This is a genomic window from Nocardia aurea, from assembly GCF_003123685.1.
Lineage (GTDB): Bacteria > Actinomycetota > Actinomycetes > Mycobacteriales > Mycobacteriaceae > Nocardia > Nocardia aurea.
In genome coordinates this window covers 432,514-447,468 of record NZ_QCYJ01000103.1, presented here as the reverse complement: position 1 = coordinate 447,468, position 14,955 = coordinate 432,514, and the positions used below count along the sequence as shown (strand labels likewise).

15 protein-coding genes are annotated in these 14,955 nt (G+C 64.3%); 10 read left to right on the top strand and 5 right to left on the bottom strand.

The window, feature by feature from the left end; all coding sequences use genetic code 11:
• Positions 1-132: 132 nt before the first annotated feature.
• Both DAT37_RS23210 and DAT37_RS23205 read right to left on the bottom strand, forming a co-directional pair.
• Positions 133-594, bottom strand: coding sequence for a hypothetical protein (locus DAT37_RS23210; RefSeq protein ID WP_198654391.1), 462 nt, complete (start codon positions 592-594; stop codon positions 133-135).
• 1,228 nt (positions 595-1,822) lie between these two features.
• The gene (locus DAT37_RS23205; protein WP_109526928.1) at positions 1,823-2,998 is read right to left on the bottom strand and encodes a helix-turn-helix domain-containing protein; all 1,176 of its coding nucleotides are present in this window, start codon (positions 2,996-2,998) and stop codon (positions 1,823-1,825) included.
• Positions 2,999-3,254: 256 nt separating this feature from the next.
• On the opposite strand from DAT37_RS23205, the gene DAT37_RS23200 reads away from it, so the two are divergent.
• From DAT37_RS23200 to DAT37_RS44215, 5 genes are all read left to right on the top strand, one after another.
• On the top strand, positions 3,255-3,638 hold the full coding sequence (locus DAT37_RS23200; protein ID WP_109526927.1) for a hypothetical protein: 384 nt from the start codon (positions 3,255-3,257) through the stop codon (positions 3,636-3,638).
• On the top strand, positions 3,635-4,111 hold the full coding sequence (locus tag DAT37_RS23195) for a DNA-directed RNA polymerase subunit beta (protein ID WP_109526926.1): 477 nt from the start codon (positions 3,635-3,637) through the stop codon (positions 4,109-4,111). Before DAT37_RS23200 ends, DAT37_RS23195 begins: the two co-directional genes overlap by 4 nt.
• A gap of 205 nt (positions 4,112-4,316) precedes the next feature.
• Positions 4,317-4,625 (top strand): hypothetical protein, encoded by a 309-nt coding sequence (locus DAT37_RS23190; RefSeq protein WP_109526925.1) that lies wholly within the window; start codon positions 4,317-4,319, stop codon positions 4,623-4,625.
• A 90-nt stretch (positions 4,626-4,715) separates the two neighbouring features.
• Positions 4,716-5,240, top strand: coding sequence for a hypothetical protein (locus DAT37_RS23185; protein ID WP_109526924.1), 525 nt, complete (start codon positions 4,716-4,718; stop codon positions 5,238-5,240).
• A 29-nt stretch (positions 5,241-5,269) separates the two neighbouring features.
• Positions 5,270-6,766, top strand: a complete 1,497-nt coding sequence (locus DAT37_RS44215) for a hypothetical protein (RefSeq protein WP_157978628.1) — start codon at positions 5,270-5,272, stop codon at positions 6,764-6,766.
• A 763-nt stretch (positions 6,767-7,529) separates the two neighbouring features.
• Here DAT37_RS44215 and DAT37_RS23165 read toward each other — a convergent pair.
• Positions 7,530-8,222, bottom strand: coding sequence for a hypothetical protein (locus DAT37_RS23165; protein WP_109527348.1), 693 nt, complete (start codon positions 8,220-8,222; stop codon positions 7,530-7,532).
• Positions 8,223-8,424: 202 nt separating this feature from the next.
• Here DAT37_RS23165 and DAT37_RS23160 point away from each other — a divergent pair, with 202 nt between their 5' ends.
• From DAT37_RS23160 to DAT37_RS23140, 5 genes are read left to right on the top strand one after another with little or no spacing between them, the layout of a single operon-like run.
• Complete coding sequence (locus DAT37_RS23160) at positions 8,425-9,549, top strand: ABC transporter ATP-binding protein (protein WP_109526920.1); 1,125 nt, start codon at positions 8,425-8,427, stop codon at positions 9,547-9,549.
• A 46-nt stretch (positions 9,550-9,595) separates the two neighbouring features.
• Complete coding sequence (locus DAT37_RS23155) at positions 9,596-10,957, top strand: ABC transporter substrate-binding protein (RefSeq protein WP_408637436.1); 1,362 nt, start codon at positions 9,596-9,598, stop codon at positions 10,955-10,957.
• Positions 10,954-11,841: a metallophosphoesterase gene (locus DAT37_RS23150; protein WP_109526918.1), complete on the top strand. Its 888-nt coding sequence runs from the start codon at positions 10,954-10,956 to the stop codon at positions 11,839-11,841. Before DAT37_RS23155 ends, DAT37_RS23150 begins: the two co-directional genes overlap by 4 nt.
• A gap of 4 nt (positions 11,842-11,845) precedes the next feature.
• Entirely contained in the window at positions 11,846-12,871 is a 1,026-nt protein-coding gene (locus DAT37_RS23145; RefSeq protein ID WP_109526917.1) for a carbohydrate ABC transporter permease, read from the top strand.
• Positions 12,861-13,673 (top strand): carbohydrate ABC transporter permease, encoded by an 813-nt coding sequence (locus DAT37_RS23140; protein ID WP_109526916.1) that lies wholly within the window; start codon positions 12,861-12,863, stop codon positions 13,671-13,673. The genes DAT37_RS23145 and DAT37_RS23140 overlap by 11 nt, the downstream gene beginning before the upstream one ends.
• 1 nt (position 13,674) lies before the next feature.
• Here DAT37_RS23140 and DAT37_RS23135 read toward each other — a convergent pair whose 3' ends face one another.
• Both DAT37_RS23135 and secG read right to left on the bottom strand, forming a co-directional pair.
• The gene (locus DAT37_RS23135) at positions 13,675-14,589 is read right to left on the bottom strand and encodes a LysR family transcriptional regulator (RefSeq protein ID WP_109526915.1); all 915 of its coding nucleotides are present in this window, start codon (positions 14,587-14,589) and stop codon (positions 13,675-13,677) included.
• A gap of 102 nt (positions 14,590-14,691) precedes the next feature.
• Positions 14,692-14,925 (bottom strand): preprotein translocase subunit SecG, encoded by a 234-nt coding sequence (gene secG, locus DAT37_RS23130; protein WP_109526914.1) that lies wholly within the window; start codon positions 14,923-14,925, stop codon positions 14,692-14,694.
• Positions 14,926-14,955 lie beyond the last annotated feature (30 nt).

Below are 14,955 nucleotides of genomic sequence, written 5' to 3'. Positions count from 1 at the left end.
TCGTTGTGCCACTGCATATTTGCGGACCTTCCGTGTCTTGGTTCACGTGGTATCCGAGGGGGTGAGTCCCCGGATGAATCTCGAGCTTCACCCGGGAACTCAACCCGTCATGCGATTCAGAGCAGTCACAGATCAGGCAGGGTTCTTACCCGTCGCCGGACCCGAACCCGTCGACCTGCCACCAGGAGCGGGGGCATAACCCGAGGCCCGGATCAGGTAGCTCTGATACTTGAACTCACCGGACCCTTTCAGGCGCGGCTGCGCGGTCACACCCACCAGTTCGATCGGCCGCATGTGCGGACTGATCTCCTGGGTTGTCGGCACCGGTTCTTCCTCCGACAGGAGGTGAACCGCGTAGCTGGCCCGGTCGGCGTTCTCCACGGCCGGATCGGAGACCTTGATCTTCCACACCAGCAGCCCGGTCACCTCGTCGCGGACCTGACGCCCGGGACGATTGCGATCCTGGGAGAACTCCCGAAGCGGCTGCACCGGCCCCATCTGGTAGAGGCCCATGTAGAAGAACTCATCGAACTCGATCCGAAGCCGTAGGTTCCGGCGACGATCTGTCATGTTGTTGTCGTTTTCGGTAGCCATGATGGCTGTCACCTTTCATCAAGGGATTTTGTGTGATTTCTTGTTGTGAAGTAGCCCGCAAACATCGGGCACAGCGGGTGTGGCACCACGCGCCGACACCACAAAGGGGATCTATCAGCGCTTTTCGGGCGGATCACGTCCCCCGCACCACCGCGGCCGGCCGCAGAGTCGCCGCCATCGGCTACCGAGCGGTCTTCTCACACAAGTTGGTGTCAGAACGGGGTGAAAGTCCCCCAATTTGGGTGGATCGTCTACTCTGGACACAGCAGAACCTCGTTTCTGCTAGCGAGTGAAAACCCGGGGAAGGTGAGGCCGAGAAACTTCTGCCTTCGTCTGGGTTGCTTCGTTTCAGGCTGGCCCCCTCGGGCATTGGCGTGCCTGTAGGGGGTCGGCCGCGAACGACGATGCCGTCGTCAGCTCTTGTGCTGGCTAACTCTGCGTCGAAGTACTCATCCGATAACCAACTCCTTTCGTCCTATCCATCCTGGCAGGTCCATTCGGCTTCTGGGGCGATCCTGTATCGCAACGTCTTTGCGAACTCCGCGCGATCCGCACCGGTAGGTGCAATCAGCGAGCGGAGTCGCGGCACAAATCCGCGACACAGCTTTCCCATCAATCATCCCGACTCAGCCGCCGAGGTCAAGGGCACGAAAACGTCACGAATTCCCCGCGACGGCCGCGAATCGCGAACAAAATCAGCAGCCACCCACAGCGCTACCGCTACCACCGGTAACTCGCGCACCGGAGTTGATCAGCAAAGACCCGGAAAATTACCGCCAGCAACCGACATCTACTACACAGATTGTGAGATGCCAGATGTTCGCAAAAATCGACTGCTGTGACATTGATCACTACTTCGATGTGGCGGAAAATGGCCGAGGCAACTACATATAGTGGCTCACCGGCATATATCCACAAAATATGGATATTCGACGTGACCGCAATCACATTTTTTCATAGCCGGTCATGTCTTATTGATCCCAAAAATGGTCAAATAACGGGCGTGTCGAGTTGACAAGCCGAGAAATACACTTCTTGCACTCTCGCGGAGTCTTTCAACCCGAATCACTCACCTGTCGCCCCGCGCTATCTCGCGTACCCAGGAACCCGACCAGCGCCACAGCCCAGACAGGACGACGTGCCTTCGTCTCGCAAAGCAGAAGTGGACACCCAGCGCTTTCGACCGCGCACACCGCCCTGTCAAACCGACAGCGATCCCTCAGCGCTGTCAGTACTCAAGGCGCACGGCATCGGCAAGCTCTCGCATCTCGGCTGACAAGGTGCGCCGTTCACGCACCACACGACCAAGGATGTCCCGTGCATAACGCTGCTGCGTAAGCCATTCAGGCGCAATGGAATACACTTCGCGAAGTACTTGAAAAGCCTCACCGTATTGACGCAACTGTATATGTGCGTTGGACACATCCAGTCGATGACGCAACCGTCCCGCTGCTGTCGGTGACAACACTTCAGTAGGCAGACTTTCCGCGATCGCTATCGCCTCGGTTGGACGCTCAGCTATCACCGCGCACTCAGCGGTTATCTGTGCGACTGTCACCGGGCCGAACAAGCGATTCGGATTGGGATCGTAGAGCACTTCTCGACCTATCCGGGATGCCGCTGCCCGTGCGAGGCTCAGAGCGTCATCGGTTGCGCCAGGCGAATTGTCGCGTACTCCGACGTTGGCGACATAGAGCCACAAGCGGCCCCAGAGCGCAAGTTGTGACGCACTTGCGCGGGAGAAGCGGGGTTCGATGTCGTCGGCCCATCTCACCGCAAGCTCTCGCGCTATATCCAAGTTGCCTTGCCGCAAATGCGACCAGACCGCCACGTTCACCGCACCGACCGCTATTCCGCGCTCGGGCGCAACGTCGATAGCTTGATCGAGCGTCATTGCCGCCACGTCGAATTGCCGATTCTGCGTCAGCATCCATCCCGTCAGGCTGAGCAGGCGGGCACGGATCGCTCGCCCATCCTCATCGGTCAGTGATTCAGCGTCTCGCAGCAGAGCGGGAAGGATCGCCGCAATGTCGACATATCGGTGTGCGTCGATCATGGGCATGAGCGCCCGATACACCGAATTCACGCCGTCGTTGGTCGCCTGTTCCTCATCGGTCGCAGCTACTCCGCCCGGAATCGCCAGCGCGCGACGCACGGGTTCCCAGATATCGGACGTCACAGGGTCGGCGTGCTCGGCATCGGTTGCCCGTCCACCCTGGAGGCTCGAGGTACGAACGCGCAGCCCAATAGCCAACTTGCGCAGCGTCTCCAACCTCGTGTCGGACCGCTCGCCCTGTTCGATCTTACGAATCAGCGACACCGAAACGGACGAAGCGTCCGCGAGCTCTTTTTGTGTGAGGCCGCGCCGCTTGCGAACCGATCGCAGCCGTTCCCCTAAGTCCATACACACAAGCCTACGTCGCCGAACACAACGCATCAGCGCTTGGCAACCAGCCAAGACCACTGCGCAACCACTGCCGTCGCCCGCATACATCTCGCTATTGCTACTTCGCACAACCTTCGGTTCCGGAGTGCCATTGTCCGGCCGCCCATGAACCGTTGAGGCTGATTGCAGCCCCGCCGTCGGGTTGACGAGTCCCTCATCCTCGTCCTCGGCGGCGGGTGCCTACCACGTTGATTCGAGCAGGGAGGCGCAGGGAATGGGATGGCCCAGCGACGACGAAGACCAGCACACGCCGACCGCGCAGGACCACTACTACGCGCACCTGGTCTACCTACGTAGTCACCGCGACGAGCGCAACGCGGTCCGATTGGTACGGCTCGAGGAGCAAGGCCCACCACCACCCGAACCCGGCGACGGGGCGCGTGGCTGGCTGCGATGGCACGCCCACGCCCGCCATGCTCCCAACGCCGACGAGTTCACCGCGTTGCTGTCGCGACTGGAAGACGAAGGCTTGTTGACCAGTGCCGACGTCACCGCCTATGCGGGTAAGGTCACCGCGGATTCGGTGGCCGAACTCACCGCGCGTATCCACGCCATCGACGACATCAGCCACGCCCGCGAGCAGGCGGGCCGGTCATGAGCGCAGACACCCCGAGTACACGCTGTGAGTACTACCGGCGTATCTGTCACCTACCCGCGCGCGTCGAACCCACCACCGGCCGTATCAGCGTCCGAGCTGGTCTGGTGTGGGCGATCCAACTGCCCGCCGGACTCGCCCAAGTCGTGAAAATGGACCTCGACCGCCGCCAGCACGGAGGCGGACCGATCATCACCGCACCCCGCGAAGCACGATGGACCTTCCTGACCCGCTCCGACATCCCCGCCACCATCGCCGCCCGCGACATGCCGTTATGGCGCAACCAGGTCACGATCCTTCGCGACGGGCAAGACATCGTGTTGCCCTCACCCACGGATCGAGGCCATCTCTACCGGGCCTGGATCACTCCCGCGCACAGTACGTTCCGTCCCTCCGGGCTCGCGGTACTGGACTCGATACGGGTATGCCTGACCGCCCGTGAACACGCCGACACCACCACCCGCCTCTACGCCTGACCATCCCCGCAGACTCCCGCACCCCGACCGGTCGCTGACACCGTGCCGCTCACCAACCCGGTATCAGAGCGTGTGTGGGCAGAGGAGGGGAACCCCGGGGGATTGGCACACCCGCATTCCGGTGCCGATGCAGTGCCCGCGCAGGCACCGGAGACCACCCCCGGGGTTCCCCGATCCTCCACCGTGACACGAGGAGTGAAAACCTATGCCCATCAATGCAATAGGGTTGATCAACCTAGAGCACAGTCCCGCCGACCCCGCCGCTCACCTGGTCATCACCGCGTTGGCCCGCACACGCGGATTGTTCCTCGCTCACACCCTCACCATCGACGCCGACACCTACATGCCCACCGCGTTGATCGTGGCAACCGCCCACAAACACCACGCCGCCACCATCCTCGCCCCCACACTTGAACACTTCGGCCCCAGCCCCAAAGCCGTAGCCCTGACCTGCACACTCGTCATCCCCACCCTCACCATCCCCGCCGCAGGCAGCTGGAACCCCAACCACTGAGAAAGCCTCCGCGCCGGAATTCCCCGCCCGCAGCGACACTGCCCCTACGCTGTGCATCGCGTACACGACCGCACAGGACGGAGCACCACCATGACCGACGAACAACTCGACCTGGGATTCGAGGTCGAACAGACCGCGTGGGGCAAATGGGTCGACCCCGACCGCCACGCAGCACAAGTCCAAAAGTTCATGGAACACACAGGGCTGCAACAGCTTCCAGTGCAACCGTGGCCCGAGGACTCGCCGGAGGTGAAACGACTGGACCCTGTCATTGCCGAACTGTTCCCCGACATGGCGACCGCGATGGCACCCGAGAACGCCGACATCGCAGACGCGTTCATCTGCTTCATGGGCGAATGCTTCATCCGATATGCCGGAGCCGAATGGATCGAATTCGAATGGTTCGGCCGCGAACACTCCTTCTACGACCACGTGAACCCCGCCCTTCGCTACGACACCGACGACGAGGACGAGGAGACCGCGTGGGGCCTGATGGAAAGCATCGTCACCTACCACCCAGGAGACCATGAGGGCATGTTCTCCTACTTTGCCGCTGCCCTACGCGAGTACCAGGGCTATCACGAGGAAAAGCGCCACCAGGACGCTGCCCTGTGATGTAAGCCTCCAGAAATTCAGGGGGGGTCGTGCCGGACGGATACGACAGAGACCGAGACAGTTTCGACAACAACGAACGCGGCAGAATATTCGAGAACGGAGCCGACCGACTTTTCAAAGACAGAGAAAACGGCTATATCTCGGACTCGCGAATATATTCCGCACCTGCCGGTAAAATCATGTTCGACAAAGTCAAAACCCGCGATGGCAACACATTCACCATCGAGGAGAAATCGGGCAGGATCGACGGCAAGAAGGACGAGAAGCAGCTGAAGGTAATAAAAGCGCTACTCGAAACCGGAGCCATCCAACACCACACATTGCGCTCCGTCGAACGCGAATTCATATCAGGAAATGCCCGCGATATCATCGATGCCATGGTCCGAGAATTCCCGGACAGATTCACCCATCACGTGATCTCTCGGGCCGATGCTCGCGAAATCTGGGCGCGGGGTTTGCAATTGGAGCGGGGACAGCAACTCGAACTGCCCCAGGTTCGACAGCTCGCCCGCGAGCACAAGACCCAGCAGCAGGCCCGCACCAACGCCCACGAACATGGACCCGAAACCGGTCGCGACACCCGAGCCCACGTCAACGAACCACGCGCACCGGAACGTGAGCCAGAATCTGTTGTTACACAGTCTATTCCGAGTGTCGAGCGTGAACGTGTCGAACAACTGCGGACGCTGGCAATGGCCGCAGCGCTCGAACGCGGCAGAGACCTCGACACCGCCCGCCAGGCCGTTCGCGACGCCATCACCGCCCAGGCACTCGAAGTCGCCGCTTCCCGCGCGCAGGGCCGAGAACTCGACCCCGAACACTTACGCGATGCCCACACCGCGTTGAGCGCCGGACTCGACCAGATCCGCGAACGCGAATGCCAGAACACGCGAAACATGTTGACCGCCGCAGGAACCAGCCCCGAACAGATCGCAATTCTTGCCCCTGTCCTCGAGCAAAACCGCGAGGCCCGCCGCGAAGAAACCGTCCGTCAACTCGACAGCATCGGTAAAGAAGTCCAACGCCACGAATGGGTACAAGAACTCACCCCACACAACGCACGCGCCCAACAACGCGGCATCGAACATGTCCAACAGATAGAACAACAAGCCAAAGCCCGAACGCCCGAACACGAATTGCGGGTCCAAGCCGCCCAGCGGGAGGCTGAACGACTGTTCATAGACCCCGCCAAAGACGTTGAACTGGACCTGGAGAAATTCCGTGCTGTCCGGTACGGCCGGTCACTCGGTTACGACCCCGAGGCCAAAGCCCACACCTATCAACGTTCCGGTAGGCCACCCGTTCAAGTCGAACACGATGCCCGCGAACGGGAGTTGGCGGTACTCGCCAAGAACGTCGAACGGAACCTCAGCGTCGAGCAAATCAACATCGCGCGTCTCGCCGAGGCCGGACACTCAGCCCCCGTCGAGGAAGCCGCCCGATCCCGAGCACTCGAAGCGCCCATCCCGACCGCTGCACGAGAGCAGGAACACGGACGGGAACGCGGACTCTATCGAGGCCGATAGCCCCGATCTCGCGTCACATCGTGGATGCCGAGGGCACTTGCCGTGCCGGATTCGCCGAACCCTCACCACCTGCGGAGCCCGCGCCGGGGTGCCTGCCAGAAGCTCAGCTATGAGCTTGGCAATCTGATCATTCGCGGAAAGTTGGTGGGGCGCAGGCTTGAAAATCATGTGGAGAAGAGAGTGAGAAGAGTTAGGACCCCCGGAAAGAAGAAGAAAAAGAAAAAGAAGACGGTAACCCAACAGAATATTTTATTGCCGAATTTCTCTCTACAGGATCAAGGGCGCGGCAAAGCCGCGCCGCCCAGGTGCCCCGCCCTCCGCTCCGCTGCGGGCGGGCACCCAGGCGCAGAACCACAGGGGGTGATGGACTCCGAACCACCACACCAAACCATCGGCCCGCGCAATCCCCTAAATGTCGGGTCACTACGGCAGAACATCCACGATGGATACCCATAGCGGGATACCCTCAGCACCGTTCCGGCTCACCTCAGAACACACGGGAGCGGCAACGCCAGCCCAAGGCGTCCGCTACCGTCCCCAGCGGGGAAGCGTCATCGGATACGTACCCACGGCGCTTCCCCGCACATCGCCCACCGCTCAGGTACTGCCGCACCCCTCCGGGGCTTGCCACCCACACCGCCACCGACGCGACGAAGCCCCCGGAGTGATGCAGAGTCCCCGGAGGCTTCGTGGTGTTGCAGATCACATTATGTCTGAAATTCCCTGGTCAGAATATCAGACAGACCCATATACGCAGGTCAGGTCATTTACCCTTCAATGGGGTATTGATGGTGGTGAAGTACTGGGCCGCGGCGGCGATGGCAACCGGTGCGGTGACCAGGATCTGGCCGACCAGCGTGCCGAGGAAGCCGATCGTGGCGATACCGCCGACACAGCCGACGGCTGCCGCGGGGATGAACGGGCCGAACAGACCCGCGATGGTGGCCGAGGCCACACCGGCGCCGAGAACGCCGCCCAGGACACAGCCCACGGCAGCGCCGCCGAGGCCGCCGACAAGGGTGCCGATGGTGGCGCCCATGGCGATCGTGGTGGTCATACGGCTCCAGGCCGCGACCTCACGCTCGTATTCGGTCTTCCACGGCGCCTGATCCTCGTAGGGCAACGCGACGGGCTTGTAGGTGGCGTGGTCGAGATCGAGCTGCGGGGTGAGGGTCGCGGTATTGCCGGTGATCCGCGCCGCGATCGGGAAGACGAACTCGTCGACCCGGAACGCCAGTTCGGTTCCCGCGACAACGGTGCCGTCGGCGGCCTTGATGGTGAACACGCCGTTGTCGGCGGCCAAAGAACCCGCGTCGGTGGTGATCACGGTCGAGTTGTTCTCGGCGACGGCGGAGAAACCCACGCTGTCGGACTGCGGCGCGGCACCGGCGCTACCCGTGGCGGCACCGAGCGCGGCGATCAGTAATGCGGACGTGACGGTCAGCTTGACCTTCATCGATTGAATCCTCATCTCGGGAAATTCGGGCGAACCCGGCTGTGTCAGCGACAACACCCTCACCCACCGCCGCGGCCGTCGCGCCCACAGTCGAAACCCTCGATTCGCCCGATCGGCGTTGCCTATCGCACCCGCGTACGCCTGTGCGCCCGGCCGAAACTGTCCAGGTCACTACGCCATACCGAGCGAAGGAGGACCCCCGGTGGCCCGGCTGCAGATCGAAGCGGTGTCGAAGCGATTCGGCGCGACCGACGCGGTGCGCGAGGTGAGTCTGGACATCGCCGACGGCGAGTTCATGGTTCTGCTCGGGCCCAGCGGATGCGGTAAGTCCACGCTGCTGCGCATGATCGCCGGGCTCGAACTCCCGACCTCGGGCCGAATCCTGCTCGACGGGCGCGACATCACCGACGTCGCCCCGCAGCAACGGGATCTGGCGATGGTGTTCCAGAGTTACGCGCTGTACCCGCATCTGACGGTGGCGCGCAATATCGGCTTCCCGCTGAAGTCGCGGCGGGTGCCGCGCGCGCGGATCGCCGAACGGGTCGCCGAGGTCGCCGCGACGCTGGCGCTGACACCGCTGCTCGGACGCAAACCGGCAGAGCTGTCGGGCGGACAGCGACAGCGAGTCGCCCTGGCGCGTGCCATGGTTCGCGATCCGGGCGCGTTCCTGATGGACGAGCCGCTGTCCAATCTCGATGCCAGGCTGCGCAGCGCGACCAGGGCCGAATTGATCGCCCTGCACCGCAGGCTCGGCTCGACATTCCTCTACGTGACCCACGATCAGGTCGAGGCGATGACCATGGCCTCGCGGATCGCGCTGCTCAACGACGGACAGGTGGAACAGGTCGGGCCGCCGACCGAACTCTACGACCGCCCGCGTTCGACCTTCGTCGCCGGATTCCTCGGCGCCCCGCCGATGAACCTGCTGCCCGCGACGATCACCGAGCGCGCCGGAGGACTGCACGTCACGGCCGAGGGACTCGACGCCGCGCTCGCCATCACCGATACCTGCGGTGACACCAGCGTCACCGCGGGTTTCCGTCCCGAGCAGCTGCGCGTCACGACCGGTCCCGGCCAGCTACGCGGACAGGTGCGGATGGTCGAGAACCTCGGCAGCGAGGAGGTCGTGCACATCGCCGTCGGCGAGCACGAGATCCGCGCGCGCGTCCCGCGTCCCGCGCGGGTCTCGATCGGCGAGGCGATCGCGCTCGCCGTCGACCCGGACGATATCCATCTCTTCCATCCGGAATCCGGTCTCCGCCTGACCTGGCAGGCCACCGAGACCGACCCGGTCCACGATGTGCGCGACGAAGTTCCTGTCGCGTGACAAACCCCTCGCTCGAACAACTCTCAGGAGCACCGTCGTGAAACGTATTACGGCCATCGCCGCTCTGGCGTTGACCACCGCCCTCACGCTCAGCGCGTGCGGCGGATTGGGCAGCACCACCGAAGATTCCGCCGGGCCGACCGCCACGATCCCCGAACTCGGCGCCGACCAGAAGGTGTCGATCGTCTTCGAGTCCTACAACTACGGTCTGGCCGGCGCGTGGACGGATACGTTCGACGCGCTGCTCACCGAATTCCGCGCGAAGCACCCGAATATCACGGTGACCGCGCAGAAGCCGCAGGGCAACAGCCCGAATCCGGCCACCGACACCATCTCCAGCATCCAGAACCAGATGGTGGCCGGTACGCCGCCCGATGTCGCGCAGCTCGGTTTCAGCGATCTGGATTTCACCGTCAACCAGTTGCAGGCCAAATCCCTCGACGGGCTGGTCGGTAAGACCGAGGTGCAGCGCAATTTCGACGGCACGCACCCGTTCGCCCCGCGCGCCCGCACGCTGGCCGACTGGAACGGCGCGACCTACGGTGTGCCGTTCGTCTTCTCGACTCCGGTGCTGTATTTCAACGCCTCGCTGTTCACCGAGGCCGGACTCGATCCGGCCGACCCGCCGAGCACCTGGCAGCAGGTCGCGCAGGCGGCCTCCGCGATCGCCCAGAAGACCGGTAAGGGCGGGGTGTACATCGACTGCCTCACCAAGACCGCGAAGGACTGGTGCTTCCAGTCGATGGTCCGCTCCAACGGCGGCCGGGTGATCTCCGAGGATCGGCACACCCTCACCTACGCCGACGACGCCTCGGTCGAGGTCGTCGGCATGGCACAGGACCTGGTCCGCACCGGCGCGATGCCGACGCTGAACCAGAAGCAGGGCTACGAGGCGTTCGGTCGCGGCGAGATCGGCATGATCCTGGAGACGAGCGCCATTCAGGGCACCTTCGTCAAGGGCGCCGAGGGCAAATGGGATCTGCGGTCGGCGCCGATGCCGAGTTTCGGCGCCAAGACCACGGTGCCCACCAATTCCGGTGCTTCGCTCTACATTCTGTCCAACGATCCGGCCAAGCAGCGCGCCTCCTGGGAACTGATCCGGTTCCTCACCAGCGAACAGGCCTACGTGAAGATCTCGCAGGGTATCGGTTACCTGCCGCTGCGCACCGGTCTGCTGACCGACCCGAACGGTTTGCAGGAATGGTCGCGGCGCAACCCGCTGCTGGCCCCCAATGTCGCGCAGCTGGCGAATATGGAGCCGTGGATCTCCATGCCGGGAACCAATTACCTCCAGATCCGCGACGGCATGATGGATGCCGTCGAGGCGGTCGTCTTCCAGGGCAAGGATCCGAAGTCCACCCTGACCGCCGCACAGGATCAGGGCCGCAAACTCCTCCCGGCAGCATGAGTACGCGCAACGGCGGACCGGCCGGACATCTCGGGCACACCGACACGATCACCGTCGTCCAGTTGACCGATACCCATCTGCGAGCCGAGGGTGAACTGGTCCACGGCTCGATCGACACCCACGCCAACCTGCTCGCGGTGCTGGACCGGCTCGCCGTTGCGCGACGACCCGTCGACGCGATCGTGCTGTCGGGTGATCTCGCCGACAACGGCGCGCCGCAGGCCTATCGGAGGCTGCGCGCGGCGGTCGAGCCGGTGGCCGACGCGCTCGGCGCCAGGATCGTCTACGTCATGGGCAATCACGACGAGCGTTCGGCCTTCGGCGAGGAACTGCTCGGACGCACCGTTGATCCGGACCTACCGCTCGACAGTGTCGTCGACGTGGCGGGCCTGCGGATCATCGCCTTGGACAGCACGATTCCCGGGCATCACCACGGGCGGCTCTCCGAACAGCAATTGGCGTGGCTCGCCGAGGTATTGAGCACGCCCGCACCGCGCGGCACACTGCTCGCACTGCACCATCCGCCGGTGCCCTCGCCCATTCCCGGACCGGATTTCCTGCGCCTGGAACATCCGGATCTGCTGGCCTCGGCGCTCGCGGGTTCCGACGTCGGCATGATCGTCTGCGGGCACAATCACCTCACCGGGGCGGCGGCGCTCGCGGGGATCCCGGTGTGGGTCGCGCCCGCGCTGTCCTACCGGATCGACACCCTCGCGCCGCAGGGCAGGCATCGCGGCGTGGTCGGATTCGGTTTCACCCGGATCGACGTGCTGGGATCGGGGATGGTGGCCACCGCGGTGGAGGCCACCGCCGCGGCGACGGTCTACGACCGACCCGAACAGGAAGTCCTCGATCAGCTCGCCGCTCTGGCCGAGCGGCGGTGATCCGGTGTTCGTCGTCGAATCCTCGCTCGCACCCGCCACGCGGCCGGACCGCGACGACCTCGCGGTAGATCGCGTACCCGACGACGGCACCGGCACGGTCGACCCGGTCCAGGGCGCGGTTCGCGCGCCCGGGCCGGGCCGGTGGGCTTCGCTGCCGCGCCGGGTCGGACGCACCGCGGTCCCCTATCTGTATCTGGCGCCCGCGATAGCCCTGCTGGTGACTTTCACCTATCGCCCGCTGGTGCAGGCGTTCGAACTGTCCACCTACTCATGGAATCTGCTGCCCAGCTCGCCCATGAAACCGGTGGGCACCGGCAATTACGAACGGCTGCTCGACCTTCCGGCTTTCCGCGATTCGCTGTGGCGCACCGTCGTGCTGATCGTGGGCCTGATTCCGTTCACGGTGCTGTTGCCCGCGGCGCTCGCCCTGGCCGGACGCCGGGTGTCGCCCCGGGCGCGGACCGTCTACCAGGCATTCATCTTCACCCCGTTCCTCGTCGCACCCGTCGCGGCGGCCGCCGTCTGGCGCTGGCTGCTGCATCCGGGCGGCGGCGCGGTGGACCAGGTGCTGCGCTCGGATCGCAACTGGGTCTACGACACCGACACCGCCCAGGGGGTGATCATCGTGATCACCGGCTGGCAACTGCTGGGATTCGCGGTGCTCGTGGTCTGGGCGGGGCTGGCCGGGATCAGCCCCGACTACGACGAGGCGGCCCGCGTCGACGGCGCGTCGCCCGGTCAGATCCGGCGCTGGATCACCCTGCCGCTGCTCGCGCCGACCCTGATGTTCCTGATCCTCACCACCGTATTGCTCACGCCGACACTGACGTTCCCGCTCATCGATTCGATGACCCAGGGCGGCCCGTCCCAGTCCACCACCAATATCTACTACCTGCTCTGGGATTACGCCTTCCACAGTTTCGACGCCGGACTCAGCGCCGCCGCGGGCGTGCTGCTGTTCCTCGGTTTCGGCGCCGTCGCGGGGCTGCTCGTGTGGATCTCGGAAAGGCTTTCCTTCCATGATGATTGACCGATTGCGCGGACTCGGGAGCCACCTGCTGCTGGCGGGCACCGCGCTGCTGTGCGCCTTCCCGATCTACTGGCTGTTCGCGACCTCGCTGCGCAGACCGTCGGATGTGATGTCGCTGTCGCCGATCCCGTGGCCGCTGTCGGTGGACAACTACACCGACGCGGCGCGCAAGGTCGACGTGGCACAGCTGATCGCGAACACCTTCGCGGTGGCGTTGCTCTCGGCCTCGGCGCAGCTACTCATCGCGCTGCTCGCCTCCTACGCCTTCGCGATGTACACCTTCCCGCTGCAACGGGTGCTGTACCTGGGGTTCGTCGGGATCTGGCTGGTGCCGTTCCAGGTCACCATGCTGCCGAACTACGTGCTGCTCAACCGCCTCGGATTGATCGATACCCTGGTCGGCGTCGCCCTGCCGACGCTGTGCTCGGCGCTGGCGGTACTGCTGATGCGCCAGCACATGGCCGCCTTCCCCAAGGAACTCGTCGCCGCCGCGAAAATCGACGGGCGCTCGTCGTGGTCGATCCTGTGGACGGTGGTCGTGCCGAATCTGCGGCCCGCGCTCGCCGCGCTCGCGATCCTGCTTTTCATCAATTCGTGGAACGAGTACTTCTGGCCCGCGGTGGTGATGCGCCGCTCCAACGGCGTGCTGCAACTCGGCTTGCGCAGTTTCATGGGCACCGAGGGCGACGACTGGGGGCCGATGATGGCGCTGGCCGGACTGGCGTGCCTGCCGGTGCTGGTGCTCTACCTGCTGCTGCAACGCCATATCGTCAACGCGTTCGTGCGCTCGGGGTTGAAATGACTCACACCGCGACGGTGTCCTCGTCCACCGCGGGGACACTGTCGAGGAACAGGCCGACCGCCGGATTGGTCTCCTCGGCCCGCCAGACCGCGAACAGGTCGAGCGTCGGCACCGGGTCGAGCAGTTTCACCGCGACGGCGGCGGAATCCGGCCCGCCCATCTGCATCGACTGCGCCCTCGGTAGGGACGCGAAACCCACCAGCGGTCGCACCGAGACCATATGTCCGGTGGCGCCGGGATCGTCGGCGGTCTGCACCACGTCGAGGGCGATCCGATTGACGGCGGCGGCGCGGAAGATGGCGTCGTACATGGCCGGACACTGTTCCCTGGCGAACAGCACGCACCGCTGATCGGCGAGTTCGGCGAACCGGACACCCGAGCGGCCCGCCCAGTGGTGGGTGCGGCCGACCACCGCGACCAGCGGGATGCGGCGCAGTAATCGTCGGTAGCGGAATTCCGACGTGGTCGGTTGCCCGTAGATCAGCGCGATGTCGAGAGTGCCCTCCCGCAGCGCGGCGAGCTGCGGGCCGGTGCGTTTCTCCCACAGCGACACGGTGATATCGGGATTCTCGGAGGCCATCCTGGCCAGCGCCGTGGGCAGCACATGCCTGCTCGCGGGCAGGTTGTATCCGATGTCGAGGGTTCCGGTCCGGCCCGCGGCCGCGGCCTTGGCGACCTCGGCGGCCCGGTCGAGCTGGGCGACGATGAGTTTGGCCTGTCCCTCGAATTCCCGCCCGGCCGGGGTCAACCGCACTTCGTGGGAATTGCGGGATACCAATTGGACGTCGAGGGATCGCTCCAGTTTCTGCAACTGGGCGCTCAGACTCGGCTGGGTCAGATGCAGCCGCTGCGCGGCGCGACCGAAATGCAGTTCCTCCGCGAGAGCGAGGAACGAAACAAGATGCCGGAGCTCCATACCGACTCCTTCCCGGTACTGGCCACCGTATCGGGGGCGGGTAACCGGGAATGAATCACGCGGTAACGGGCGAGACCGGTTGGGTGGCCGACCGGTTGCCGGTCAGGCGAATTTGATCTCGAGTCCGATGCCGAGGATGGCGATGAGCCACACCAGGCCGGTGAAGATCGTGACACGGTCGAGGTTCTTCTCGACGACAGTGGATCCCGACAGGCTCGACTGCACGCCGCCACCGAAAAGGCTGGACAGGCCTCCACCCTTGGCGCGGTGCAGCAGCACCAACAGCACCAGCAGCAGGCTGGTGATGATCAGGAGGATATCCAGGAACATCCGCATGCCGGTCAGTCTATGGGGTGGGTTTGCCCA

Bases quoted from the DNA above. Each gene is read 5' to 3' on its own strand.
- DAT37_RS23195 (WP_109526926.1), top strand. From the start codon at position 3,635: ATGAGCGCAGACACCCCGAGTACACGCTGTGAGTACTACCGGCGTATC.
- DAT37_RS23205 (WP_109526928.1), bottom strand. From the start codon at position 2,998: ATGGACTTAGGGGAACGGCTGCGATCGGTTCGCAAGCGGCGCGGCCTC.
- DAT37_RS23135 (WP_109526915.1), bottom strand. From the start codon at position 14,589: ATGGAGCTCCGGCATCTTGTTTCGTTCCTCGCTCTCGCGGAGGAACTG.
- DAT37_RS23150 (WP_109526918.1), top strand. From the start codon at position 10,954: ATGAGTACGCGCAACGGCGGACCGGCCGGACATCTCGGGCACACCGAC.
- DAT37_RS23190 (WP_109526925.1), top strand. From the start codon at position 4,317: ATGCCCATCAATGCAATAGGGTTGATCAACCTAGAGCACAGTCCCGCC.
- DAT37_RS23165 (WP_109527348.1), bottom strand. From the start codon at position 8,222: ATGAAGGTCAAGCTGACCGTCACGTCCGCATTACTGATCGCCGCGCTC.
- secG (WP_109526914.1), bottom strand. From the start codon at position 14,925: ATGCGGATGTTCCTGGATATCCTCCTGATCATCACCAGCCTGCTGCTG.
- DAT37_RS23185 (WP_109526924.1), top strand. From the start codon at position 4,716: ATGACCGACGAACAACTCGACCTGGGATTCGAGGTCGAACAGACCGCG.
- DAT37_RS23200 (WP_109526927.1), top strand. From the start codon at position 3,255: ATGGGATGGCCCAGCGACGACGAAGACCAGCACACGCCGACCGCGCAG.
- DAT37_RS23210 (WP_198654391.1), bottom strand. From the start codon at position 594: ATGGCTACCGAAAACGACAACAACATGACAGATCGTCGCCGGAACCTA.
- DAT37_RS23140 (WP_109526916.1), top strand. From the start codon at position 12,861: ATGATGATTGACCGATTGCGCGGACTCGGGAGCCACCTGCTGCTGGCG.